This window comes from Brevibacterium samyangense, from assembly GCF_039529845.1.
GTDB lineage: Bacteria > Actinomycetota > Actinomycetes > Actinomycetales > Brevibacteriaceae > Brevibacterium > Brevibacterium samyangense.
In genome coordinates this window covers 73,886-96,218 of the sequence record NZ_BAAANO010000035.1, presented here as the reverse complement: position 1 = coordinate 96,218, position 22,333 = coordinate 73,886, and the positions used below count along the sequence as shown (strand labels likewise).

The window sequence follows — 22,333 nt, the reverse complement described above, 5'->3', positions numbered from 1 at the left end:
GGGCAGTCACACCCGGGACGTCACACCCGGGCCGGCGAGAAGGTGTCGCAGCTGCTCGGGTCGCCCGAGCGGTAACCGGTGAGGAACCACGTCTGTCGCTGCTCGGAGGATCCGTGCGTGAAGCTCTCGGGCATGACGCGACCGCCGGACATCTCCTGGATGTGGTCGTCGCCGATCACCTCGGCGGCGGAGAGGGCGTCGGAGATGTCCTCCTGGGTGAGCGGCTCGAGGAAGGGCTCACCCGAACGCGGATCCGGGGTCACGGCCGCGTTCGCCGCCCACACCCCCGCATAGCAGTCCGCCTGCAGTTCGAGACGGACACCCGAGGACTGCGGACCGGTGTCGCCGGGCCGCACGTACTGCATTGCACCCGTGAGGTGCTGGATGTGGTGCCCGAACTCGTGCGCGAGGACGTACTCCTCCGGGAGCGCCCCCTCGTCCGCGCCGTACACCGCGCGGAGCTGCTCGAAGAACGTGACGTCGAGGTACACGGTCTCGTCCGCCGAGCAGTAGAACGGTCCCATCGCCGAGGTGCCCTGCCCGCACGCGGTCTGCCAGGTCCCGCCGGTGAGGACGACGGACGGCATCCGGTAGTCGACGCCGAGCGCGGCCGCCCCGTCGGGCCAGTACGCGTTGAGCGCGTTCACGGTGCCGACGGCACGGCACTCGACGTGGGCGTTCGCGTCCGCCCCCGTGCGGCACGTCGCCGCGAGGTCCGTGTCCCCGCCGGCGCCCCCGGAGTACTCGTCCTCCACCTGGAGGTAGTCGTCGAAGCTCAACGCACCGCCGCCCGTGAGCACCTGGGGCCCGAAGATCAGGGCGAGCACGATCATCACGGCCATCCCGCCGAGGCCACCGCCGATCGTGACGCCGGGACGGCGGAATCCTCCGCCGCCCCCACCGCGTCGCGTGCTCACCTGGGAGGCGTCGAGGCGCGCGTTCGGGTCGAAGGTCATGGCAGCAGCATAGAGGCGGATACACTTGAACGGCTCGAACCCGCGTCGAAAGGACCCCTGGTACTCCATGACCATCACGGCCGCATGTGACGGTTCCGCACTCGGCAATCCGGGACCCGCCGGCTGGGCGTGGTACATCGACGACGACACATGGGCCGCCGGAGGGTGGCCGGAGTCGACGAACAACCGGGGCGAACTCCAGGCCGTTCTCGAGCTCCTCCTCGCCACCGCGCACCGCGACGAGGACCTCAAGGTCCTCTGCGACAGCAAGTACGTCATCAACGCGATCACGAAGTGGATGCCGACCTGGCGCGTGAAGGGCTGGAAGAAGGCCAACGGCCAGGACGTGCTCAACCGCGACCAGATGGAACTCCTCCATGCCGCCGTCACCGGCCGGAAGGTGAAGTTCGAATGGGTGAAGGGCCACAACGACCACCCGCTCAACGAGGCCGCCGACTCCCGCGCCCGCGCCGCCGCCGAGGCCTACCGCCGCGGTACCGCCGTGCCCACCGGCCCGGGCTTCCCGGGTGACCCGCGGGGCGCGGAGGGCGCGGAGGACGCCGCCGGCCCGGAGGACGGGACCGCCGAGGCGCCTCGGGCCCCGGAGACCACGTCACCCACCGCTGCGGCAGTGGCCGACCGGGTCGAGGAGAGCGCACCCGCCACCGAACTCATCACCGTGTCCTGCCCGCTCGAGAAGCCCGCTGCCGACGAGATCGTCCGCCGCGCCCGCACCGCGGGCGTCACCGCGCAGCAGGAACTCGCGGATCTCATTGCGCGCGGTATGCGCGAGAAGTACGGAGTCCAGTCATGATCTCAGCGTCCAACCTCTCGGTGATGGTGGGGTCCCGCACCCTCATGGCCGAGGTGAACTTCCGGGTCGACACCGGTGACCGGGTCGGGCTCGTCGGGCGCAACGGCGCCGGCAAGACGACTCTCACGAAGGTGCTCATGGGGGACCATCCGGCGGCCGAGGGCTCGGTGTCGCACAGCGGCACCGTCGGCTATCTGCCGCAGGACCCGCGGTCGGGTGATCCGAAGGCGACGGGCAAGGAGCGGATCCTCGGTGCCCGCGACCTCGACGTCATCGCCCGCCGGATGCGCAAGGCGGAGGCGGAGATGAGCTCGCCGGACATGAAGGTGATGGAGAAGGCGATCGACCGCTACCCGCGGATCGAGGCCGAGTTCGTCGCTGCCGGTGGGTACGCCGCGGAGTCCGAGGCGCTCTCGATCGCCGCGAACCTCGGCCTCTCCGAGGAACTGCTCTCCCAGGAGCTCGGCACCCTCTCCGGTGGTCAGCGCCGCCGCGTCGAGCTCGCGCGCATCCTCTTCGCTGCGCCGGACATCATGATCCTCGACGAGCCGACGAACCACCTCGACGCCGAGTCGATCATCTGGCTGCGCGACTACCTCAAGGTGTACGCGGGTGGGCTCATCATCATCTCCCACGACCTCGATCTCATCGACGAGGTCGTGAACAAGGTGTTCTTCCTCGACGCGACACGGCAGACCATCGACATCTACGCGATGAACTACCGCAACTACCTCAAGCAGCGCGAGGACGACGAACGACGCCGTCGCCGCGAGCGGGCGAACGTCGAGAAGAAGGCGTCCGCTCTCCAGGCGCAGGCTCTCAAGATGAAGGCGAAGGCGACGAAGACCGTCGCCGCCCAGCAGATGGCCAAGCGTGCCGAACGCATGCTCGCCGGGCTCGAGGAGGAGCGGCAGACCGACAAGGTCGCGCACCTCAAGTTCCCGTCCCCGGCACCGTGCGGGCGCGTGCCGCTCACCGCGGAGGGCCTCACGAAGTCCTACGGGTCGACCGAGGTGTTCACCGGCGTCGACCTCGCGATCGACAAGGGCTCACGCGTCGTCATCCTCGGCTTCAACGGCGCCGGCAAGACGACGCTCCTCAAGCTGCTCGGCGGCATGGAGGAGCCCGACTCCGGGAAGGTGGTCCCCGGTCACGGGCTCAAGCTCGGGTACTACGCGCAGGAGCACGAGACCCTCGACCACGACCGGACGATCCTCGAGAACATGCGCAGCGCCTCGCCGGACCTCGACGACACCGCGGTGCGGACCGTTCTCGGTTCGTTCCTCTTCAGCGGCGAGGACGTGCACAAGCCCGCGGGTGTGCTCTCCGGCGGTGAGAAGACGCGTCTGGCGCTCGCGACGCTCGTCGTCTCGAGCGCGAACGTCCTCCTGCTCGACGAGCCGACGAACAACCTCGATCCGGCGAGCCGGGAGGAGATCCTCTCCGCGATCCGCCGGTACGAGGGTGCGATCATCCTCGTCACCCACGACGAGGGCGCCGTGCAGGCACTCGATCCCGACCGTGTTCTCCTGCTGCCCGACGGCGACGAGGACATGTGGAACGAGGACTATCTCGAGCTCGTCACGCTCGCGTGAGACGTGCGCCCCGGCGAGGACCTCGCCGGGGCGACCTCACAACTGCTCGTCCAGGAAGGCGTCCTCGTCGTAGGACGCCTTCCGGCGTCCCCGGGCCCGGTCCTGCGCCGACCTCCCGCTGTGTGCACCGCTGTGCTCTCCCGAGGCGTCACTCGCCACGCGTTGCACACGCGCCGGGGAGGTGCCGCCGTAGCGACCGGCCTTCGTGCCGACGCCCCGGCCGAGTGCCGCCTTGTCGACGACGACGTACTCCTGTACGGGCGTTTCTCCGCCTGCGGCGATGCGTGCTTCCTCGCGTGCGGCTTCCTCCACGCGCGCACGGTTCTCCCGGCGGGCGGCGAGCGCAACGCCGCCGAGGATCATGATCCCGAACACGATCCACTGGAACGTGTAGGACAGGTGCGAGCCGGGGGAGGTGTCCGGGGCCGGCAACGGGGTGAGAGCAGCGGCGGGTGCGGGGTCCTCGGCCTCGAGCTCCCCGTACACGTGCTGGTACCCGTCCGCGAGCCCCGGGATCCGCGTCGGATCGATCGCGCGGATGAGGCCCTCAGGATTGTCGTCCTTCGAGCCGTCCTGGGCCGGCCGTACCCACAGCGACACGGTCGTCGTGCCGTCCGGAGGCGCGGGGATCGTGTCGGGAGCGGGGGTGCCGCCCTCGGAATCGGTGGGGATCCATCCGCGGGCCACGGCGATCGAGGTCCCGGCCGCGTCCCCGCTCGTCACCTCGAAGGGGACGACGACGTAGTACCCGGCGCTGCCGGCGTTCGTCCGGTTCCGGGCGAGGACCGTGTCCGCGGTGTCGTAGGTCCCGGTGAGGGAGACGCGTTTCCACTCGTCGTCCTCGGGCAGCGGGCTGTCGGTGTCGGGGACGAGAGCCGTGAGCTCCGTCGTGGGGCCGGCGTAGTTCGCCTCGATGCGGGCGATCTCCGCGTCCCGCTGTTCCCGGCGGTGGTTCTGCCAGTTCGAGAGCACACCGCACACGACGGCGGCGAGGATCGCGACGGCGATGTACGTGAGCCACCGGCGGGAGAGGAGGAAGGAATAGGAGCCGGAGTTCGTGCCGGCCGTTTCGGTGGACGTGGGCTTCCGGGAGGTCCGGTTCCGGGAGGAATGGGAGGACTGCATCGGGAGTGTGGGATTCCTTCTCAGCCGGCGTCGGCCGGGATCTCGGAGACGGGGACGTCGGCGACGAGCATGCTGCGGATCTGCAGGTACTCGTGGAGGTACTCCCGGTGGTCGGGGCATGCGAGCCACACCTTGCGCCGCACGGGAGTGTGGATGCGCGGATTGTTCCAGAGCATCGCGAACTCGGCCGTGTGCCGACATCCCTTCGCGGAACACACGAAGTGTGCGTCGGTGACGGGCGGGGTCATGCGTCCTCCTCCGGTCGGTCCTTCCGTTTCCACGTCACGTCGTCCGCCTCGACGACGAGTGGGGCGTCGGTGCCCTCGGCATCGCCTTCCTCGGCGTGATCGCCTCCGGTGCCCTCGGCGTCGCCTGCATCGTCCGCAGTGCCGTGCGCGGCCCCGTCCGGAGTGTCGGCAGCGGGGCCCGGGCCCGGGCCAGTCGGCGTATGCGGGGTGCGGGGCGCCTCGGCGGAATCACCGGCGGCGAGGCCGGCACGCAGGGGGCCGTCGATGATCGCGGACTCACCGGAGTCCTCTCGTTTCTTCATCGAGTTCGCGAAGGAGACCGCGATCCACGGGAGGAAGACCGCGCCGACGAGGAAGACGAGTTTCCACCACCCGGGCACGATCACCGCGAGGACGAAACAGACCATCCGGATGCCCATGGAGACGAGATAGCGCCGCGTGCGGGCGTTGATGTCCGCCTCGTGCGCATCGTGCTGGGCCTCCGTCACGTCGACGGGCGTCTTCTTTGCCACGGTCTCCTCGGGAATCGCGGGGCGTGTTCGGCGGCTGCGTGAACGGTGCCCGCTGTGTGGAATGCGGGTGCTTCCGGCTACAAAAGCATACGCTCCGATTGTTCCCGCAGTACGCACCCCGGCGCACGCCGGTATAGGTTGGACGCGGTCAATCCACGTGTGCGCCGTGTGCGTACCCCACGCTCGCAACAGAAGGAGCCCGTTCGTGTCGGACGCCCGCACTGTTCTCGTCACCGGTGGCAACCGGGGCATCGGCCGGAAGATCGCCGAGGAGTTCCTCGCCTCCGGGTACAAGGTCGCCGTGACCTCCCGCAACGGGGAGGCGCCCGAGGGCGCAATGGCCGTCGCCGCCGACGTCACCGACCCGGCCTCGATGGACGCCGCTTTCACCGCGATCGAGGCGGAGCTCGGCCCCGTGGAGATCATCGTCGCGAACGCCGGCATCACGAAGGACAACCTCCTCATGCGCATGAGCGACGAGGAGTTCGACGCCGTCGTGAACACGAACCTCGGTGGTGCGTTCCGCACCGTCAAGCGCGGGATCACGAACATGATCCGCGCGAAGTGGGGACGCATCGTCCTCATCTCCTCCGTGTCCGGGATGTACGGGGTCGCCGGGCAGGCGAACTACTCCTCGTCCAAGGCCGCTCTCGTCGGCATGGCCCGGTCGATCTCCCGTGAACTCGGCGGCCGCGGCATCACCGCGAACGTCGTCGCCCCCGGTTTCATCAACACGGAGATGACTGCGGAACTGCCGGAGAAGCAGCAGAAGGAGTACCTCTCCGCGATCCCGGCCAAGCGCTTCGCCGAGCCCGAGGAGGTCGCGAAGGTCGTCCGCTGGGTCGCCTCCGACGAGGCCGCCTACATCACCGGCGCCGTCATCCCCGTCGACGGCGGACTGGGCATGGGCCACTGAGTACAGGCCACCGACACACTCTTCTTCCATCTTTTCGAAAGGACCGACCCATGGGAATTCTTGAGGGCAAGCGCATCCTCGTCACCGGTGTGCTCACCGAGGCGTCCATCGCCTTCGCCGCCGCCCGCCTCGCACAGGAGCAGGGCGCGGAGGTCATCCTCTCCTCGTTCGGCCGTCAGATGAAGATCACGACGGTCATCGCCGAGCGCCTGCCGAAGCCGGCCGAGGTCATCGAACTCGACGCCACGAACGAGGAGGACCTCGCGGCACTGCCCGAGCGCCTCGGCGGGAACATCGACGGCATCGTCCACGCGATCGCCTTCGCCCCGAAGGATGCGCTCGGCGGAGTCTTCCTCGACACCCCCTTCGAGTCCGCCGCGAATGCCTTCCACGTGTCCGCGTACTCGCTCAAGGCGATCGCCGTCGCCGCTCGCCCCGTCCTGGGCGAGGGTGCGTCGATCGTCGGCCTCACCTTCGACGCGCGCATCGCCTGGCCGGCCTACGACTGGATGGGTGTCGCGAAGGCCGCCCTCGAGTCGACGAGCCGCTACCTCGCGAAGTACCTCGGTGCCGACGGCATCCGCGTGAACATGGTCTCCGCCGGCCCGCTCAAGACGACCGCCGCGAAGTCCATCCCGGGCTTCGAGGCCTTCGAGGACGTGTGGTCGACCCGCGCTCCGCTCGGCTGGGACGAGACGAACACCGAGCCGGCGGGCAAGGCCCTCGTCGCGCTCCTCTCCGACTGGTTCCCCGCCACCACCGGCGAGATGATCCACGTCGACGGCGGTCTCCACGCCACCGGCGCCTGAGCGCTCGCACTGCCGACCGGCACGAGGCGCCGCTTCCGTTCCGACGGAGGCGGCGCCTCGTGCCGTGACGGGGGGGGTTTCCGACCACACGCGAGGGTACGGGGCGACAGTGCCGGAGGGCCTTTCGGACGAGGCAGGGGGCGCCTCGGGTGTTTCTCGTTAGAGTGGGCGCATGCCGACTCTCGTGCTCGCCCGTCACTGCCACGCCTCGCCGCACGCCGCGAGTGATGTCGAACGGCCCCTCACCGACGAGGGTGTCGCGGAATCGCAGCGGGCGGCGGCATACCTCGCACGACTGCCGATCTCGTACCTCGTGAGTTCGGCCGCGGTGCGGGCGCAACAGACCGCCGCCCCCGTGCGCGCCGCGCTCGAAGAGGCCGGTCGGGACGTCGGCGGATACACGGATTCGGCGCTCTACCACGGGGGAGTGGGCACGTGGCTCGAGGCGATCGGCACGATCCCGGCCGATGCCGCGGGGGCGTACATCGTGGGACATCAGCCCACCGTGAGCGCGGTCGTCGGCGCTCTCAGTCACGAGAACGGGATCCCGGACCGGTTCTCACCGAGCACGATCGCGGTGTTCGACCTGCCGAGCTGGGACGTGCCCTTCGGCGAGTACCCGGCACCGGAGATCGTCACGTTCTGACTGTGCTCGTCGGGTTCTGAGTGCAGGGTGGGCTGTGCTCGACTCTGCGCTGGTCGGCGGCCATGGGCGAGCTGTCTCGCTCAGACGAGTGACGGGCTCCCGGTGAGCGCCGACCACACGGCGTCCATCCGACGGACGGAGACGGCGGCGTCCGCGACCTCGGCGAGCGCGGGCTTCGCGCAGAACGCGATCCCGAATCCGGCGGCCTCGATCATGTCGATGTCGTTCGCCCCGTCACCGATCGCGACCGTCGCCCGGGGGTCGAATCCCCGGTGCTCGCAGATCCGGGCCAGGCGTTCGGCCTTCGCCCGGCGGTCGACGACCGCCCCGATGACCTGACCGGTGAGCTTCCCGTCCTCGATCCCGAGGCGGTTCGCGAGGACGTCGTCGATCCCGAGGCGGGCCGCGAGCGGAACGACGATCTCCTCGAAGCCACCGGACACGAGCGCGACGGTCCCACCGGCCTCCTGCACGGCACGGACGAACGCGGGCACCCCGGGGGTGAAGGTGACGGCGTCGAGCACCGAGGCGAAGATCTCGGTCGAGAGCCCCTCGAGGGTCGCGACACGGGCGTGGAGGCTCGCGGCGAAGTCGAGTTCACCGCGCATCGCGCGTTCGGTGACGGCGGCGACCTCCTCCCGCTTGCCGGCGTGTTCGGCGAGGAGCTCGATGACCTCCTCGTTGATGAACGTCGAGTCGACGTCCATGAGGACGAGCGACGGCGGAGTGGTGCTCAGGTGTTCGGGGACGACGACGATGTCGCCGGTGTTCTCCCCGAGCAGACGCCGGGCCGAGGCGATCTCGCTCTCGACCGCGGACGCGGGGACGATCTTGGTGGCGACGGAATAGCCGTCGCCCTCCGGCCGGATGATGCTGATGCGCTGAGTACCCACGTCACCAGCTTAGTCGGGACCTGTGTGGGGATTCTCCCGTGACCGACAACACAGGCCCCCGGGCGGTCGCACACGCACCGATGCACACTCCGGTGCCGCACCGGCTGGGGTGGAGTTTCCTCGCGCTCTGGATCTCTTCCGTGTTGTCGAACCTCGCGGACGGCGTCTTCAAGGTCTCCGTGCCGCTCGTCGCGGCGGCCCTCACCCGCGACCCCATGCTCGTCGCGCTCGTGTCCGTGGCGGCGATCGCGCCGTGGCTCGTCCTGCCGCTGTTCGTCGGCGTGCTCGTCGATCGCGCGGACCGGCGGTCGGTCATGCTCGTGGCGACGGCCGTCCGGCTGGTGTCGCTCGGTGCGCTGGTGGGACTGTTCCTCTGGGGTGATCTCGCTGCACTGCCCGGAGCGGTGTGGGTGCTCATCGGTTTCGCCCTCGTCCTCGGCACCGCAGAGGTCCTCTACGACACGGCGGCGCAGACGATCCTCCCGCAGGTCGTCGACCGGTCACTGCTCACTCGCGCGAACTCCCGGCTCTACGCGGGCGAACTCGTCGCGAACACCTTCGTCGGCCCGCCGCTCGGCGGTTTCCTCGTCGCGTGGCGCTGGCCGCCGCCCTCGGTGCCCCCGTGGTGCTGTGGGGCCTCACCGGCGCGGCGCTGCTCCTCGTGCGGGGCACCTTCCGGGCACGGGAGGAGCTGGGGCGCGGTGCCTCGGCGGAGGAGGGGGAGACCGTGGCCCAGGAGGAGGCGACGACTCAGGAAACACACGCCGAGGCGCCCCGCAGCGTCCTCCGGGACATCGGCACGGCATGGCCTTCCTCTGGAGGAACCCGGTGCTGCGGGCGCTCATCGTTCCGAACGTGTGGGTGATCGGTGCCGTGTTCGTGGTGAACGGCCTCATGATCGCGGTGTGGAACGTCACGGTCGTCTCCCTGCGTCAGGAGATCACCCCGGACCACCTCCTCGGCAGGCTCAACAGCGCCTATCGGCTCCTCGCATGGGGCACCCAGCCGGTCGGTGCGTTCCTCGGCGGCCTCGTCGCCACCGTCATCGGGTACCGATGGACCTTCATCGCGTTCGGACTCCTCGCTCTCCTCACGCTGGTCCTCGCGCCGGCGGTGACGAACGCACGGATCGAGAAGGCGCTGCGAGCTGGGTGAGTGCCCTGTCCGACCGCTGCCTTCCCGCCCTGTCCGACCGCTCTGTTTCTCCCGCCCTATCCAACCCCGTTGTCACGGCTCACGGCCGTGATCACCGCGGCCGCCGCCTTGTGCACCCGGTCGAGTGCCGCGCCGAGCTCCGGTGGCTGCAGGGACGCCGGAGCGAGGACGGGGGAGAAGGCTTGATGGATGTCGAGGGCGGCGTGGAGGACGATCGCGTGCTCCGGTGAGGCGAGGAGGCCGGTGAGTTCGCCTCGGGCGGCCCCGTCGCTCATGTCCGCCTGCCAATCGCGCCACTGCAGGTTGCGAATGGATTCCGGGACCTGCGCGTCGAGGGTCTCGACGATCGACAGGGCGGCCATGACGGATTCGCGGAGGGCGCGTGCCGCCTCGGGGACGGAGACGGTGTCGACCGTGGCGTACGGCACGCGGGCGCACGGGACGATCCGCATGTTCGCCTCCCCGTCGAGGACGAGCACCGCGCGGGACTCGTGGCGCACCTCGGCGACCGCGACCGCGGACGACCGGGCGATCGCCCGCCGGGCGTTCTTCTCCACCCGGGGGACGCGCAGCGGCAGGGTCGGGTGGACGAGTGCGAGGCGCACCCGGTCGACACCGGCCGCCCGCAGTGCCGGGGCGGCGAGGAGCAGGCCGGTGGGCGCCTCGGTGCCGAACACCTCGTCCTCGAGGACGAGCGGGACCGGGAGCTCCGCGTCGAGGAAGGTCTGCGCGAGCGCATCCGGGCCCAGCCGTCCTCCCAGGTGAGCGGTGAGGGCGAGCGAGGTGAGCAGGGTGGCGAGCGCGGTGTCCATCCGCCACAGGGTAGACCAGGTGGCCCGTGCGGCAGCACTGGCGCGGAAGGCGCACCGGGAGGCCTGCCCCGACCCGGTCGGCACCCTCCGCTGCGCTAGGGTTGGAGCCATGAGCGAAGTCCTTGTGCTTGATGATGTGCGCGTGCGCCGTGGTCCGAAATTCCTCCTCGACGGTCTGTCGATGACGGTGCAGGAGGGCGAACACTGGGCCGTCCTCGGACGCAACGGCGCGGGCAAGACGACGCTCCTCGAACTCGCCGGGGGACGCATGCACCCGACCTCTGGCACCGTGCAGATCCTCGAGGAGACGATGGGCAGGGTCGACGTGTTCGAACTCCGCCCCCGCATCGGCTACGCCTCCTCCGCACTCGCCGCCCGCATCCCGCGCGGTGAGGCCGTCTCCGACGTCGTCCTCACCGCCGCGTACGGCGTGCAGGGACGCTGGGTCGAGGAGTACGAGCCCGAGGACCTCGAACGTGCGAAGGACCTCCTCGCCGCCTTCGGGATGGCGGACATGGCCGACCGCACCTTCGGCACGCTGTCCGAGGGCGAGAAGAAGCGTGTGCAGATCGCACGTGCGCTCATGACCGACCCCGAACTCCTGCTCCTCGACGAGCCGGCGGCGGGCCTCGACCTCGGTGGGCGTGAGGAGCTGCTCCAGGCGCTCAACGAGATCCTCTCGGGTCATTTCGCACCGACGACGATCATGGTGACCCATCACGTCGAGGAGATCCCCTCGGGCGTCACCCATCTCCTCCTCATCAAGGACGGGGCCGCGGTCGCCGCCGGCCCCATCGGTGAGACCCTCACCTCGGAGAACCTCACGGAGACCTTCGACCTGCCGATCGAGCTCACGGAACAGGCCGGCCGTTTCCAGGCCCGCGCCGTCTGAGCCCGCAGGTCCTTCCCGTGTTCGCCGCCTCCCACATCGACTCGATCCTCGAGATCGTCCTCGTCCTCCTCGCCGGTGTCGCCGCCGGTGGGATCAATGCCGTCGTCGGCTCCGGAACCCTCGTCACGTTCCCGGCCCTCGTCGCCTTCGGTGTCCCACCGGTCGTCGCGACGATGTCGAACGCGGTCGGGCTCGTGCCCGGCAACGTCACCGGCGCGCTCGGGTACCGCGAGGAGCTGCGGGGGCAGGGCAAGCGCGTCCTGCAGTTGATCCCGGCGTCGCTGCTCGGTGCGCTCACCGGCGCATACCTGCTGCTCCATCTGCCCGAGGACGCGTTCCAGTCAATCGTCCCGGTGCTCCTGATCCTCGCGCTCGTCATGGTCATCACCCAGCCGGCCCTCCAGAAGGCACTCAAGCGCCGGAAGGACGCGAAAGCCGCCGAGGCGGGGCCCGCGCTCGCCGGTGACGTCGCCGTGGCGCCGGGCGCCTCGGGCGGTGCCCCCGCCCGGATGACGATCGGGACCTTCGTTCTCGTCGTCCTCGCGGTGTACGGGACCGCGGTGTACGGCGGCTACTTCGCAGCTGCGCAGGGCATCATCCTCATCGGGTTCCTCGGTCTGCTGCTCCCGGATCCGCTGCAGCGTCTCAATGGGCTCAAGAACGTCCTCGTGCTCGTCGTCAACCTCGTCGCCGGGTCCGTCTACGTCATCGTCGGGTGGGACCGCATCGACTGGACGGCCGTGCTCCTCGTGGCGGTCGGGTCGCTCATCGGCGGGTACCTCGGTGCGCGTGTGGGGCGGAAGTTCAACCCGACCCTGCTGCGCGGCATCATCGTGGTCCTCGGCCTCGTGGCGCTCGTGCGGATCCTGTTGATGTGAATGACGCCTGATGTGAGCGTCTCCCAGCACGAACCAGCGAAAGCACGACACGCATGAACACTCCGCGCAAGAAACAGGCGACCGACGAGGAGATCCTCGCGCTCGCGGACTCCGCCGGGATCGCCCGGGAACGGATCGTCTTCTTCGACGACCCTGCCGACGAGCGCGTGAAGGACTACACGAGCCTCACGGACGTGCGGCTCCGCACCCTCATGGAACCCGAGGGCGGGCTCTACATCGCCGAGAGCACGAAGATCATCGAACGGGCGCTCGCCGCCGGTCACCGACCGCGGTCCTTCCTCATGAACCGTCACTGGTTCGTGCAGCTCGCGGAGGTGTTGGCGGGCGCGGGCGGTGACGGTGACCCGGGTGACGGCACCTCTGCCGGCGTCCCGATCTTCATCGGTGACGACGACACCGTCGAGGACCTCACCGGCTACCACCTGCACCGCGGCGCGCTCGCGGCGATGCACCGACCGGCGCCGGTGCCGCTCGACCGGATCCTCGAGGGCGCCCGCCGTGTGGTCGTCGTCGAGGACGTCGTCGATCACACGAACCTCGGCGCGATCTTCCGGTCGGCCGCGGGCCTCGGTGTCGACGCGGTGCTCGTGACCCCGCGCTGCGCGGACCCGCTGTACCGGCGGTCGATCCGGGTGTCGATGGGCACGGTGTTCCAGGTGCCGTGGGCCCGCCTCGACGCGTGGCCGGCGGACATGGACGCCCTGCACGACCTCGGCTTCCACACGATCGCGCTCGCGCTCGAGGAGGACTCGGTGTCCCTCAAGGAGTTCGCAGCGGATCCTCCGGAGAAGGTCGCGATCATCATGGGCACCGAGGGCGACGGGCTGTCCCGCCGGACGATCTCGCAGGCGAGGTCGACGGTCCTCATCCCCATGGCGCACGGCGTCGACTCCCTCAACGTCGCCGCGGCGACCGCCGTGACGTGCTACGCGTTGCAGGTGGGGGAGTAGAGGAACCCCGGCGTCTCACCCCACCCAGAACAGGGGCACGAGCAACACCGTGCCCACGATGACGAGCAGCGTGAACACCCATCCGAACCGTGCGTAGTCGGTGAAGCGGTACCCGCCGGGGCCGTACACCATCATGTTCGTCTGGTAGCCGATGGGGCTGAGGAACGACGCCGAGGCGGCGACCGCCACCGCGATCGCGGCACCTCGGGGATCGACCCCGGTACTCGCCGCAGCGTTCACGGCGATCGGCAGCATGAGCAGGGCCGCGGCGTTGTTCGTGATGAGTTCGGTGAGGACGACGGTCGCGAAGACGAGCCCGAGGAGCACACCGTGGGGTCCGAGGGCGCCGAACAGGTTCACCATGCCACCGGCGATGGCGTCGGCCAACCCGGAACCCTGCATGGCGGCCGCGAGTCCGAAGGCGGACGCGATCACGACGATCACCTCGAGGTCCACCGCCCGCCTGGCCTCGAGGGGCGTGAGCACCCGAGTGGCGACGAGCGCGATCGCCCCGAGCAGGGAACCCTGGAGGATCGGGACGATACCCGTGGCCGCGAGCACGACGACCGCGAGGAGGATCCCGATCGGGATCCACGCCCGACGGCTGGTGACCGGGGGCTTCCCGTCGAGTTCGGCCACGAGGAGGAAGTCGGCGCGGTCCCGCCAGCGATCCCGGAACGCCGGATCGCTCGCGAGGACGAGGGTGTCGCCGAGGCGGATGCGTTCGGTGCCGAGCCGGTTCTCCACGAGCTGACCGGACCGGTGGATCGCGAGGACCGCGGCCTGGTAGGTGGCGCGGAACCCGACGGACTTGAGGGTGCGACCGACGAGGGGCGAGCGGGGACCGACGACGGCCTCGAAATAGGCGACCGTCGGCTGGTCGAGATCGAGCACGTGGGTGAGTTCCGCCGAGCGCAGACCGCGCATCTCCTGCAGGTCGAGGACGCGGTCGGTGGGACCGACGAAGTGCAGACGGTTCCCACCGCGGAGAACGGTGTCCGGGCGGGCCGGTGCGATGACGGTGTCACCACGGTCCACGGAGGCGAGGTAGAGGCCGGAGAGTCCGCGCAGCCGCGCACCCTCGACGGTCCTGCCGTCGATGGGACCACCGGGCTCGACGATCATCTCGAAGGAGAACCGGCGCCCCTCCTTCTCGACCTCGTCGCGGGCGGAACGCCGATCGGGCAGCAGGATCGGGGCGAGGCCGACGAGCAGGACGAAACCGATGAGGGCGATCGGCAACCCCACCTTCCCGATCTCGAAGAACCCGAGTTCGTCGAGGCCGAGGGCGCTCATCTGGCCGGAGACCACCAGATTGGTCGAGGTGCCGATGACGGTGAGGAGCCCGCCGAACACGGCCGCGAAGGACACCGGCATGAGCAGTTTCGACACCGCGACGCCGCGTCGGTTCGCCCAGGTGGTGAGCTGGGGGATGAGCATCGCGACGATGGGGGTGTTGTTGAGGAACGCCGAGGCACCCATCGTCGGGGTGAGGACCCTCAACAGGGGGAGCCGGTAGGTGCCGCGTTCGCCGAGCGTCGCCTGCATGAGCGGAGTGAGCGCACCGGTCTTCTCGATACCGGCGGCGAGGACGTACAGCGCCGCGACGGTGAGCGGGGCCGCGTTCGAGAACCCGGAGAACGCCTCGTCCGCGGGCACGATGCCGAGCACGAGCACGGCGACGGCCCCGGAGAACATCACCACCGCCGGCGACACCCGGTTCCCCACCAGTGCGACGAGGACTCCGAGGACCACGGCCAGGGTGAGCCACGCGTCCAGACCCATTGCGTCCTCCTTGGTCACGGCCACGCACCACCGTGACGCGCTCTGAGCCGACTTATCCTACCGAATCAGTAGACAAGGGAAACAGTACGCAGTGGACCGTGCGGCCTGTCAAAACCGGTCCCGCACCGGCACGCCCGCACCCATCACGCCCGATACCCTGGTGCCATGACCTCCACCGCGTCGAACTCCGCACCTCTCACGAGCGCCCACGCCAACGGCCACCCGGACCGCTCGGCCCTCGCCACCGCGCTCGACGACGCCCGGATCACCGGGAACGTCGCGACCCCGCGCGAGGGCAACCTCTCGCACATCCACCGGTTCCTCGCCCAGGAGCGCAGCTTCCACTTCGGCGTCGAACTCACCCGCGAGTGGGACTACGACTCGGTGTTCGCCCTCATGGTCGAGAAGGTCGGCATCGTCGCGGACCCGGCCCACACCTCGGGCCAGGACACGATCTCCGCGCAGAAGTGCCTCGACGCGTCCGGAAGGATGGCGCGGGTCATCGGTGAGGTCGCCCGGGGCGGCGGCCGCATCCTCTTCGCCACCGGCCACCCCGCCGGCATGCTCCCGGTCCACCAGGCACTCGCCCACGCGGCGGAGCTCGTCGGCGCCCAGATCGTCCGCGTCCCCGGCACGATCGAGAACACCGTCGACGGCGGCGACCTGCGGCAGTTGCGCGGCACGTGGATCTGGCACCTCCACGGCGGGATTCCGCACACGCACTTCCCCGACCCCATGGAGCTCCTCCTCGCGGAGATCGAGCGCCGGGGGGAGGCCCTCCCGGACCTCGTGGTCGCTGATCACGGCTGGGCCGGCCACGCGGCGACCCGGGGCCTGCGTACCGTCGGGTTCGCAGACTGCAACGACCCCGCCCTCTTCGTCGCCGAGGCGCAGGGCACTCTCGAGGTCGCCGTCCCCCTCGACGACGACGTCGTCCCGCAGCTCTACCTGCCGCTCGTCGAATTCATGCTCGCGGAGGCGGATCTCCCCACCACCGGGCTCGCGATCTGAGGACGATCCCCGCCACCGGTGTCCACCCCCACACAGGTACTCTCGGGTGCACTCCATACCGCTCCCACCAGGGCATACCTAGGCTGAGCCCGTGACATACCTCGCCGCCGCACTCCTCTCCTCCTTCTCCGCACGCACATGGCGGTCCTACGGCTATCTGTGGGTGCTCCTCCTCGTCGCGCCCTTCGCCCTCGCCTATGCGCTCCTCGTCCCCTCGTTGCTCGCGGGCCTCGCGATCACTCTCGTCGGCCTCTTCGTCGCCGGCTGGCTCGTCCTCGCCGCCCGCGGCTGGGGTGCGATGTACCGGGCGCTCGCCCGCGGCATCCTCCACGACGACACCCCGGCACCCCCACCCGTGCGCGCGCACGGCGGCTTCTGGGCGACGATGGGCGGCAACCTCGGCGACGCGACCGGGTGGCGGGCCCTCCTCTTCATGTTCGTCTCCTTCCCCGTCGCGATCCTCGGGTTCGTGCTCAGCACCTCACTGCTCGCGGCCTCGTTCGGCGCGATGACGCACTGGTTGTGGTCGTGGTCCCTCCCGGCCCAACGGGCGAGCGACGGTACGTGGCACCGCGGAGCGAGCCTCGGCCCAGACTGGTTCGTCGACACCCCCGTGCGGCACCTCCTCCTCGCGCTCGCCGGGCTCCTCGTGTTCCTCTTCGTATGGCCGTGGATCACACGCGGCTTCGCCGGCCTCGTCGTCCTCCTCACCCGGGGGCTCCTCTCGCCGACCGCCGGCTCCCTCCGGGTCGCCGCCGCGGAGACCGCCCGGCGCGCCACCGTCGAGGACGCCGAGGCGCGCCTGAGCAGCATCGAACGGAACCTCCACGACGGGGCCCAGGCCAGGCTCGTGTCGGTGGCGATGAAGGTCGGTGACGCGCGGGACATGCTCCTCACCGGGAGTTCCACCGAGGACGTCGCCGAGGTGCTCGCGAGCGCCCACAGTGACGCGAAGGGCACGATCACGGAACTCCGCGAACTCACCCGCGGGATGCGCCCGCCCGTCCTCGACTCGGGGCTCCCGACGGCTCTCGAGACGCTCGCCTCCCGCAGCCCGCTCCCGGTGAAGCTCCAGACGGGCGGCCTCGAGGGAGTCGAGGTCCCCACCCCGGTCGTCACGATCGTCTACTTCGCGGTCGCGGAACTCCTCACGAACGCGGTCAAGCACGCGGCCGCGACGCGCATCCGGATCGAGGCCGACACCCGGGAGCTCGATCGCCGCCACCGGGCGCTCACGGTCGACGTCTTCGACGACGGCGTCGGGGGAGCGGCACTGCCGACGGGTGCGCGGGACCGCACGCACACCGGCCGTGCGCACACCGGCACCGGGCTGCTCGGCGTCGCCGACCGGCTCTCCGGAGTGGAGGGTACGCTCACGATTGACAGTCCCCACGGCGGCCCGACCCACATCCGCATCACGGTGCCGATGCGCGCGTGACCGAGCAATGCACGTGACCGAATAGGACGCATGACCGAGTAGCACGCATGACCGAGTTGGTCACGTGACCGAGAAAGAGGAACCCCACTCATGAGGATCGCTCTCGCGGAGGACTCCGCGATCCTGCGCGACGGTCTCATCGCCCTGCTCGAGCGGCGGGGGCACGAGGTCGTCGTGCACGCCGGTGACGGCGCGGAACTCGTCACTGCGGTGAACGCGCTCGCCGAGGACCTGCCGGACATCGTCATCGCGGACGTCCGCATGCCGCCGAGTCACACCGATGAGGGCCTCCGCGCCGTCCTCGACCTCCGCACCCGGTTCCCCGGTCTGCCCGTCATGCTCTTCTCGCAGTGGGTGGAGACGCGCTTCGCTGCCGAACTCCTCGCCACGGACGCTCGCGGAGTCGGCTATCTCCTCAAGGACCGCGTCGCCGACGTCTCGGACTTCCTCGACGCCCTCACGCGGGTCGCCGGCGGTCAGACCGCCCTCGACCCCGAGGTCGTCGGACAGCTGCTGGGCTCGGGGAATCCCCTCGCGGCACCGGCGGAATCGGGCACGGCCGGACGGACGGCGTCCGGTGCGGGCGCGCCCGGCTCGGGCACAACAGCCCCGCCCGGTACGGCAGGCGAGAGGACTGCCGAGGCGCGGGACGCCTCGGCGATGCGGTCGGACCAGGCGAATGCGGGCCTGGCCCGCCTCACCCCGCGCGAACGCGAGGTCCTCGAACTCATGGCGCAGGGGAGGAGCAACTCGGCGATCGCGGAGGCGCTCTTCGTCTCCTACGGTGCGGTCGAGAAGAACGTCGCGCAGATCTTCCAGAAGCTCGAACTCCCGCCGGACTCCGCGGACCACCGACGGGTGCGGGCGGTGCTCACACACCTCGGGCTGCGTGTGGACGACTGAGCGAACCGACGACCGACCGAACCGAGCACAGGGTGAAGCTCACACCTCGATCGCGAGGTCCTCGACCACCTCGACGCCGGGCAGCCGGGCCACATCGGCCCCGGAGAGCACGATCTTCGAGGCGCGGATGCCCGAGCCGATGACGACCGCCGGCTGAGCGACGACCCGGGAGTCGACGAGGATGCGCCAATCGGCAGGCAGGCCGATGGGGCCGATCCCGCCGTACTCCATGCCGGATTCGCCCGTGGCACGGTCCATGGGCATGAAGGAGCACTTGCGGACGTCGAGGAGCTTCTTCACCCGTTTGTTCACGTCCGCCTTCGTCGTCGCGAGCACGATGCAGGCGGCGATCCGTTCCTCACCGGCACGCGATCCGGCGACGAGCACGCAGTTCGCCGAGTGTTCGAGCGAGAGGCCGAGGGCATCCGTGAGCGCCTGCGTGTCGGCGAGTTCGGGGTCGATGGGGAACGCCTGCAGCTCGAGATCGGCGGGCAGATCCGCGAGGGCGGCGGTGACGGGTTCCGCGAGGAGTTCGGGGTGTTCGCGGGCGGGGACGGTGTCGACAGTGGTGGGGAGGATTCCGTGCATGGGCGGCACGATAGCTGCTCGGCTGACTTCCTGCTCGAGGGTCTCAGCCGTCCCGGCGCAACGCCCGGTTCGTCTTCTTCGTCGCCACCGCGGTCCACGGGTCCTCGGGCCACGGATGCTTCGGGTAACGCCCGCGCATCTCGGCGCGTACTCCCGCGTAGGGGCCGGACCAGAACGACGCGAGATCGTCGGTGATCGCGAGCGGCGCACGCCCGGGGGAGAGCAGGTGGAAGAGCACCGGCACCCGCCCGTCGACGAGGCGCGGTGTCTCGGCCCACCCGAAGCACTCCTGCAGCTTCACCTCGACGAGGGGGCGCGCAGCGGCGTCGAGCGTGCCGTCGGCCTCGGGCTCCGGATAGGTGATCCGCACGTGCGAACCGGACGGGACCTCGAGCCGTTCCGGCACGAGCTCGTCGAGCCGCACCGCCTCGGGCCACGGCAGCAGCCTCCGCAGGGCGTCGGTGACGTGCACGGACCTCGCCGAGGCGCCGCGGGCGAGGGCATCGATCTCCGGTCCCAGCCACTCGTCGAGGCGCGCGAGCAGCCCGGTCTCCGACACGTCCGGCCACGGGTCGCCGAGCTCCCGGTGGAGGAGCGCGAGCCGGGACCGCAGCGCACGGGCCGCGTCCGACCAGTCGAGAACGCCCGTCCCCGCTCGTCGGAGGGCGTCCTGCACCGCCTTCCGACCGTCCTCGGCGTCCGGCCGGGTCGGGGTGGAGCTCAGGACGATCGCGCCGAGGCGCCGCTCCCGCCTCGCCCGTACCTTCCCTCCCGAGAACTCGGCGGTCGTGGGGTCCGTTCGCAGCGGGGCACCGGCGAGGAGTGCGGTGTCCTCGGAGAGGGCCGCCGCTGCGCGGATGACGGCGCCGGTGCCCGCCGCCTGGGCTCCGCTCGCCCGTTGCACCTCGGCGACGGCGAGCCAGCGCGGTTCGGCGGAGGACTGCGAGACGGACGAGGACGAGCCCGACGCGGCCGTGGAGGACCGGGAGGTCGCCGACGACGGCACACCGGGGAGCGCGGCGCGCGTACCACCGGACAGGAGGAACGTCCCGGGACGTTCGGGCACCTCGCGGGCGATCCGTTCGGGGTGTGCGAGGGCGACGAGGTAACCGGTGAGGTCGGCGGCGGGCAGGGTGTTCGCACTCGGCGTGCCCCGGGCGGTTCCGGCGGGCCGCTGTGCGATCCGCTCGAGCCTGTCGACCTCCCGGCGAAATGCGCGGGCTGCGGGAGCCCTCCCGTCGCGGAGTTCGCGCACGAGAGCCTCGAGGTCGCCTCCGGGTGCGCGTTCACCGCTCGCGAGGGCCGCCGCGACCTCGGCCGCCCGGTGGGCTCCCGCCAGGGGTGCGCCGTCGAGGAGCGCCCGTGCGATCCGCGGGTCCGCAGGCACCTGTGCGAGGGCCCGTCCGCGCGCGGTGATCGCACCGGTGTCGTCGACCGCCCCGAGACCGTGGAGGACGGCCTCGGCAGCCCGTGCCGCCTCGGCCGGGAGGGGTTCGGGAAGACGGAGATCCTCCCCGCGGGGCGATCCCCAGGCGGCGAGAGTGAGCACGGCGTCCGTGAGATCGGCCGCGCGCACCTCGGGCGTGATGTGCGCAGGAGCGGCGGCGAAGGTGCGCTCGTCGAAGCACCGGACGACGAGCCCCGGCCCCAGGCGGCCGGCACGGCCCGCCCGCTGCACGCACGAGGCCTGGGAGGCGCTCACCGTCACGAGGCCCGACATGCCGCGCACGAGGTCCCGCCGGGGTTCACGGGAGAGCCCCGCATCGACGACGACACGCACCCCGGGCACCGTGAGCGAGGACTCCGCGAGCGACGTCGACACGACGATCCGCGGGCGCTCGCCCTCGGCGCGGCCCCGGACGGCCCTGTCCTGGTCCTGCGCGGGGATCCCGCCGTGGAGCTCGAGGACGTCGATCCCGGGGTCGAGGCGGGCGATCGCTGCGGCGATGTGGGAGACCTCGCGGGCGCCGGGCACGAAGACGAGGGCGTCGACAGCTGTGTCGCCGGGCGTGCTGCCGGGTTCGGCGGTGTGTGCGGAGGGCGACGTGGTTCGATCGGGAGAGCCACCGGCGTCGGCCTCCGGGGCCACGAATCCGGCGCGTGCCCGGACGGCGGTGCGGGCGACGTGGTCGAGGAAATCCCGACGCACCCCGCGCTCATCGGTGCGGTGATGGGAGAACGGTGCCCACTGCACCTCGACGGGGTGGAGTGCCGCGGCGGAGTCGACGACCGGAGCCGGAGCGTCCTCGGAACCGAGCGCGCGCGCGAACATCGGGGCGTCGACCGTCGCGGACATCGCGACGAGCCGGAGGTCTCCGCGGAGTTCGGCCACCTCGGCGAGCATGCCGAGAAGGAGATCCGTGTCGAGGGAGCGTTCGTGGACCTCGTCGAGGACCACGGCGCCGATGCCGGGGAGCTCGGGGTCGTTCAACAGACGGCGGACGAGAACCCCGGGCGTGAGGAACTCGACGCGCGTGTCGGGACCTGCGGTGGATTCGCCGCGGACGGTGTGACCGACGAGCGCCTCGGGCGGGAGTGTGCCGGAGGCGGTGCCGGCCACGGAGCGTGGGGCGCCCGTGGATGCCGTGCTGCTCATGAGCGACCGGAGCCGGGAGGCGGCGGCACGCGCCGCGACGCGACGCGGGGAGGTGACGAGCACCCGAGGCGCCGCGGGCCGGGTGCTGCGGGGCACCTCGGCGGGGGCCTCCTGGGCAGCGGACTCCCGGGCAGTGGATTCCCGGGCGAGGAGGTTCGCGACGGCGGGCGGGACGACGGTCGTCTTGCCGGAGCCGGGCGGGGCCTGAACCACGACAGAGGCGTCCGGAGACGCGAGTGCCTCGAGGAGGGCAGGAACACTCGGTGTGAAGGAGAGGCCCGCGCCGATGCGCCCGAGGTCGAAGGAAGTCACGGCTGTTCACTGTAATGGTCGGGAGCAGCGGGGTAGAGGCCGGAGGCGTGTGGGTGTCAGTGCATGTGACAGCGCGGGTGTCGCGGTTCGTGCGCGGGGCGTTCCATCAGGTACGCTTGACTGTCGGTTCCGCACCGGAGCCGTTATCCGAATTCAGGTACTGGCGGGCAACAGCGTTGCACCAGGCACCTGCGACGAATTCCCGAAGAAGGACACCATGCAGAAGGACATCCACCCGGATTACCACCCGGTCGTCTTCAACGACCTCGCGTCCGGCACCAAGTTCCTCACCCGCTCCACGGTGAAGACCGACAAGACCATCGAGTGGGAGGACGGCAACACGTACCCGCTCGTCGACGTCGAGATCTCCTCGGCCTCGCACCCCTTCTACACCGGTAAGCAGCGCATCATGGACGCCGCCGGCCGTGTCGAGAAGTTCAAGGACCGCTACAAGGGCTTCGGCAAGCGCTCCTGATCA

At 70.5% G+C, this 22,333-nt stretch carries 22 protein-coding genes and 1 pseudogene; 14 read left to right on the top strand and 9 right to left on the bottom strand.

All coding sequences use genetic code 11. The features are described 5' to 3' along the window. Positions 1-20: 20 nt before the first annotated feature. Positions 21-956, bottom strand: a complete 936-nt coding sequence (gene ypfJ, locus ABD172_RS14425) for a KPN_02809 family neutral zinc metallopeptidase (protein WP_344310778.1) — start codon at positions 954-956, stop codon at positions 21-23. 67 nt (positions 957-1,023) lie between these two features. Between ypfJ and ABD172_RS14420 the strand changes: the two genes are divergently transcribed. Then, positions 1,024-1,770, top strand: a complete 747-nt coding sequence (locus ABD172_RS14420) for a ribonuclease H family protein (protein WP_344310776.1) — start codon at positions 1,024-1,026, stop codon at positions 1,768-1,770. Next, entirely contained in the window at positions 1,767-3,365 is a 1,599-nt protein-coding gene (locus ABD172_RS14415; protein ID WP_344310774.1) for an ABC-F family ATP-binding cassette domain-containing protein, read from the top strand. The genes ABD172_RS14420 and ABD172_RS14415 overlap by 4 nt, the downstream gene beginning before the upstream one ends. 36 nt (positions 3,366-3,401) lie before the next feature. Here ABD172_RS14415 and ABD172_RS14410 read toward each other — a convergent pair whose 3' ends face one another. The 3 genes from ABD172_RS14410 to ABD172_RS14400 are packed head-to-tail and all read right to left on the bottom strand — an operon-like array spanning position 3,402 to position 5,250. Then, complete coding sequence (locus ABD172_RS14410) at positions 3,402-4,490, bottom strand: SURF1 family cytochrome oxidase biogenesis protein (protein WP_344310772.1); 1,089 nt, start codon at positions 4,488-4,490, stop codon at positions 3,402-3,404. A gap of 20 nt (positions 4,491-4,510) precedes the next feature. Further along, a complete protein-coding gene (locus ABD172_RS14405) occupies positions 4,511-4,738 on the bottom strand; it encodes a hypothetical protein (protein WP_344310770.1) in 228 nt (75 codons plus the stop codon). Continuing rightward, positions 4,735-5,250 (bottom strand): DUF3099 domain-containing protein, encoded by a 516-nt coding sequence (locus ABD172_RS14400; protein ID WP_344310768.1) that lies wholly within the window; start codon positions 5,248-5,250, stop codon positions 4,735-4,737. The genes ABD172_RS14405 and ABD172_RS14400 overlap by 4 nt, the downstream gene beginning before the upstream one ends. A gap of 205 nt (positions 5,251-5,455) precedes the next feature. Here ABD172_RS14400 and fabG point away from each other — a divergent pair, with 205 nt between their 5' ends. The 3 genes from fabG to ABD172_RS14385 all read left to right on the top strand — a co-directional run bounded on the left by fabG (position 5,456) and on the right by ABD172_RS14385 (position 7,621). Continuing rightward, complete coding sequence (fabG, locus tag ABD172_RS14395; protein ID WP_344310766.1) at positions 5,456-6,166, top strand: 3-oxoacyl-ACP reductase FabG; 711 nt, start codon at positions 5,456-5,458, stop codon at positions 6,164-6,166. A gap of 50 nt (positions 6,167-6,216) precedes the next feature. Then, positions 6,217-6,975: an enoyl-ACP reductase FabI gene (gene fabI, locus ABD172_RS14390; RefSeq protein ID WP_344310764.1), complete on the top strand. Its 759-nt coding sequence runs from the start codon at positions 6,217-6,219 to the stop codon at positions 6,973-6,975. A 172-nt stretch (positions 6,976-7,147) separates the two neighbouring features. Further along, positions 7,148-7,621 (top strand): SixA phosphatase family protein, encoded by a 474-nt coding sequence (locus ABD172_RS14385; protein WP_344310762.1) that lies wholly within the window; start codon positions 7,148-7,150, stop codon positions 7,619-7,621. A gap of 80 nt (positions 7,622-7,701) precedes the next feature. Here the strand turns inward: ABD172_RS14385 and serB are convergent, their stop codons facing one another. Further along, positions 7,702-8,514, bottom strand: a complete 813-nt coding sequence (gene serB / locus ABD172_RS14380) for a phosphoserine phosphatase SerB (RefSeq protein ID WP_344310760.1) — start codon at positions 8,512-8,514, stop codon at positions 7,702-7,704. An 80-nt stretch (positions 8,515-8,594) separates the two neighbouring features. Here serB and ABD172_RS15345 point away from each other — a divergent pair. Beyond that, positions 8,595-9,104: pseudogene (locus tag ABD172_RS15345) on the top strand (MFS transporter); the annotation flags it as partial. A gap of 214 nt (positions 9,105-9,318) precedes the next feature. Then, positions 9,319-9,669, top strand: coding sequence for an MFS transporter (locus ABD172_RS14375; RefSeq protein ID WP_344310759.1), 351 nt, complete (start codon positions 9,319-9,321; stop codon positions 9,667-9,669). Positions 9,670-9,725: 56 nt separating this feature from the next. On the opposite strand, the gene ABD172_RS14370 is transcribed toward ABD172_RS14375, so the two are convergent. Next, a complete protein-coding gene (locus ABD172_RS14370) occupies positions 9,726-10,481 on the bottom strand; it encodes a hypothetical protein (protein ID WP_344310757.1) in 756 nt (251 codons plus the stop codon). A 109-nt stretch (positions 10,482-10,590) separates the two neighbouring features. Between ABD172_RS14370 and ABD172_RS14365 the strand changes: the two genes are divergently transcribed. The 3 genes from ABD172_RS14365 to ABD172_RS14355 are packed head-to-tail and all read left to right on the top strand — an operon-like array spanning position 10,591 to position 13,222. Then, positions 10,591-11,373, top strand: a complete 783-nt coding sequence (locus tag ABD172_RS14365; protein WP_344310755.1) for an ABC transporter ATP-binding protein — start codon at positions 10,591-10,593, stop codon at positions 11,371-11,373. A 17-nt stretch (positions 11,374-11,390) separates the two neighbouring features. Then, entirely contained in the window at positions 11,391-12,251 is an 861-nt protein-coding gene (locus ABD172_RS14360) for a sulfite exporter TauE/SafE family protein (RefSeq protein ID WP_344310753.1), read from the top strand. Positions 12,252-12,304: 53 nt separating this feature from the next. After that, complete coding sequence (locus ABD172_RS14355) at positions 12,305-13,222, top strand: TrmH family RNA methyltransferase (RefSeq protein ID WP_344310751.1); 918 nt, start codon at positions 12,305-12,307, stop codon at positions 13,220-13,222. Between the two features lie 15 nt (positions 13,223-13,237). Here ABD172_RS14355 and ABD172_RS14350 read toward each other — a convergent pair whose 3' ends face one another. Further along, positions 13,238-15,007 (bottom strand): SLC13 family permease, encoded by a 1,770-nt coding sequence (locus tag ABD172_RS14350; RefSeq protein ID WP_344310749.1) that lies wholly within the window; start codon positions 15,005-15,007, stop codon positions 13,238-13,240. 165 nt (positions 15,008-15,172) lie between these two features. Between ABD172_RS14350 and ABD172_RS14345 the strand changes: the two genes are divergently transcribed. From ABD172_RS14345 to ABD172_RS14335, 3 genes are all read left to right on the top strand, one after another. Next, on the top strand, positions 15,173-16,018 hold the full coding sequence (locus ABD172_RS14345; RefSeq protein WP_344310748.1) for a phosphatase: 846 nt from the start codon (positions 15,173-15,175) through the stop codon (positions 16,016-16,018). Between the two features lie 91 nt (positions 16,019-16,109). Continuing rightward, positions 16,110-17,456, top strand: coding sequence for a sensor histidine kinase (locus ABD172_RS14340; RefSeq protein ID WP_344310746.1), 1,347 nt, complete (start codon positions 16,110-16,112; stop codon positions 17,454-17,456). A gap of 90 nt (positions 17,457-17,546) precedes the next feature. After that, entirely contained in the window at positions 17,547-18,359 is an 813-nt protein-coding gene (locus ABD172_RS14335; protein ID WP_344310744.1) for a response regulator transcription factor, read from the top strand. A 39-nt stretch (positions 18,360-18,398) separates the two neighbouring features. Here ABD172_RS14335 and ABD172_RS14330 read toward each other — a convergent pair whose 3' ends face one another. Then, positions 18,399-18,947, bottom strand: coding sequence for a YbaK/EbsC family protein (locus tag ABD172_RS14330; protein ID WP_344310742.1), 549 nt, complete (start codon positions 18,945-18,947; stop codon positions 18,399-18,401). 43 nt (positions 18,948-18,990) lie between these two features. Further along, a complete protein-coding gene (locus tag ABD172_RS14325) occupies positions 18,991-21,855 on the bottom strand; it encodes an ATP-dependent RNA helicase (RefSeq protein WP_344310740.1) in 2,865 nt (954 codons plus the stop codon). 217 nt (positions 21,856-22,072) lie between these two features. Here ABD172_RS14325 and ABD172_RS14320 point away from each other — a divergent pair, with 217 nt between their 5' ends. After that, complete coding sequence (locus ABD172_RS14320) at positions 22,073-22,330, top strand: type B 50S ribosomal protein L31 (protein WP_344310738.1); 258 nt, start codon at positions 22,073-22,075, stop codon at positions 22,328-22,330. Positions 22,331-22,333 lie beyond the last annotated feature (3 nt).

What these genes read in the sequence shown, in the direction of transcription:
- ypfJ (WP_344310778.1), bottom strand. Translation starts at nt 956, where the DNA reads ATGACCTTCGACCCGAACGCGCGCCTCGACGCCTCCCAGGTGAGCACG.
- ABD172_RS14420 (WP_344310776.1), top strand. Translation starts at nt 1,024, where the DNA reads ATGACCATCACGGCCGCATGTGACGGTTCCGCACTCGGCAATCCGGGA.
- ABD172_RS14415 (WP_344310774.1), top strand. Translation starts at nt 1,767, where the DNA reads ATGATCTCAGCGTCCAACCTCTCGGTGATGGTGGGGTCCCGCACCCTC.
- ABD172_RS14410 (WP_344310772.1), bottom strand. Translation starts at nt 4,490, where the DNA reads ATGCAGTCCTCCCATTCCTCCCGGAACCGGACCTCCCGGAAGCCCACG.
- ABD172_RS14405 (WP_344310770.1), bottom strand. Translation starts at nt 4,738, where the DNA reads ATGACCCCGCCCGTCACCGACGCACACTTCGTGTGTTCCGCGAAGGGA.
- fabI (WP_344310764.1), top strand. Translation starts at nt 6,217, where the DNA reads ATGGGAATTCTTGAGGGCAAGCGCATCCTCGTCACCGGTGTGCTCACC.
- ABD172_RS14385 (WP_344310762.1), top strand. Translation starts at nt 7,148, where the DNA reads ATGCCGACTCTCGTGCTCGCCCGTCACTGCCACGCCTCGCCGCACGCC.
- ABD172_RS14375 (WP_344310759.1), top strand. Translation starts at nt 9,319, where the DNA reads ATGGCCTTCCTCTGGAGGAACCCGGTGCTGCGGGCGCTCATCGTTCCG.
- ABD172_RS14370 (WP_344310757.1), bottom strand. Translation starts at nt 10,481, where the DNA reads ATGGACACCGCGCTCGCCACCCTGCTCACCTCGCTCGCCCTCACCGCT.
- ABD172_RS14365 (WP_344310755.1), top strand. Translation starts at nt 10,591, where the DNA reads ATGAGCGAAGTCCTTGTGCTTGATGATGTGCGCGTGCGCCGTGGTCCG.
- ABD172_RS14355 (WP_344310751.1), top strand. Translation starts at nt 12,305, where the DNA reads ATGAACACTCCGCGCAAGAAACAGGCGACCGACGAGGAGATCCTCGCG.
- ABD172_RS14350 (WP_344310749.1), bottom strand. Translation starts at nt 15,007, where the DNA reads ATGGGTCTGGACGCGTGGCTCACCCTGGCCGTGGTCCTCGGAGTCCTC.
- ABD172_RS14345 (WP_344310748.1), top strand. Translation starts at nt 15,173, where the DNA reads ATGACCTCCACCGCGTCGAACTCCGCACCTCTCACGAGCGCCCACGCC.
- ABD172_RS14335 (WP_344310744.1), top strand. Translation starts at nt 17,547, where the DNA reads ATGAGGATCGCTCTCGCGGAGGACTCCGCGATCCTGCGCGACGGTCTC.
- ABD172_RS14330 (WP_344310742.1), bottom strand. Translation starts at nt 18,947, where the DNA reads ATGCACGGAATCCTCCCCACCACTGTCGACACCGTCCCCGCCCGCGAA.
- ABD172_RS14320 (WP_344310738.1), top strand. Translation starts at nt 22,073, where the DNA reads ATGCAGAAGGACATCCACCCGGATTACCACCCGGTCGTCTTCAACGAC.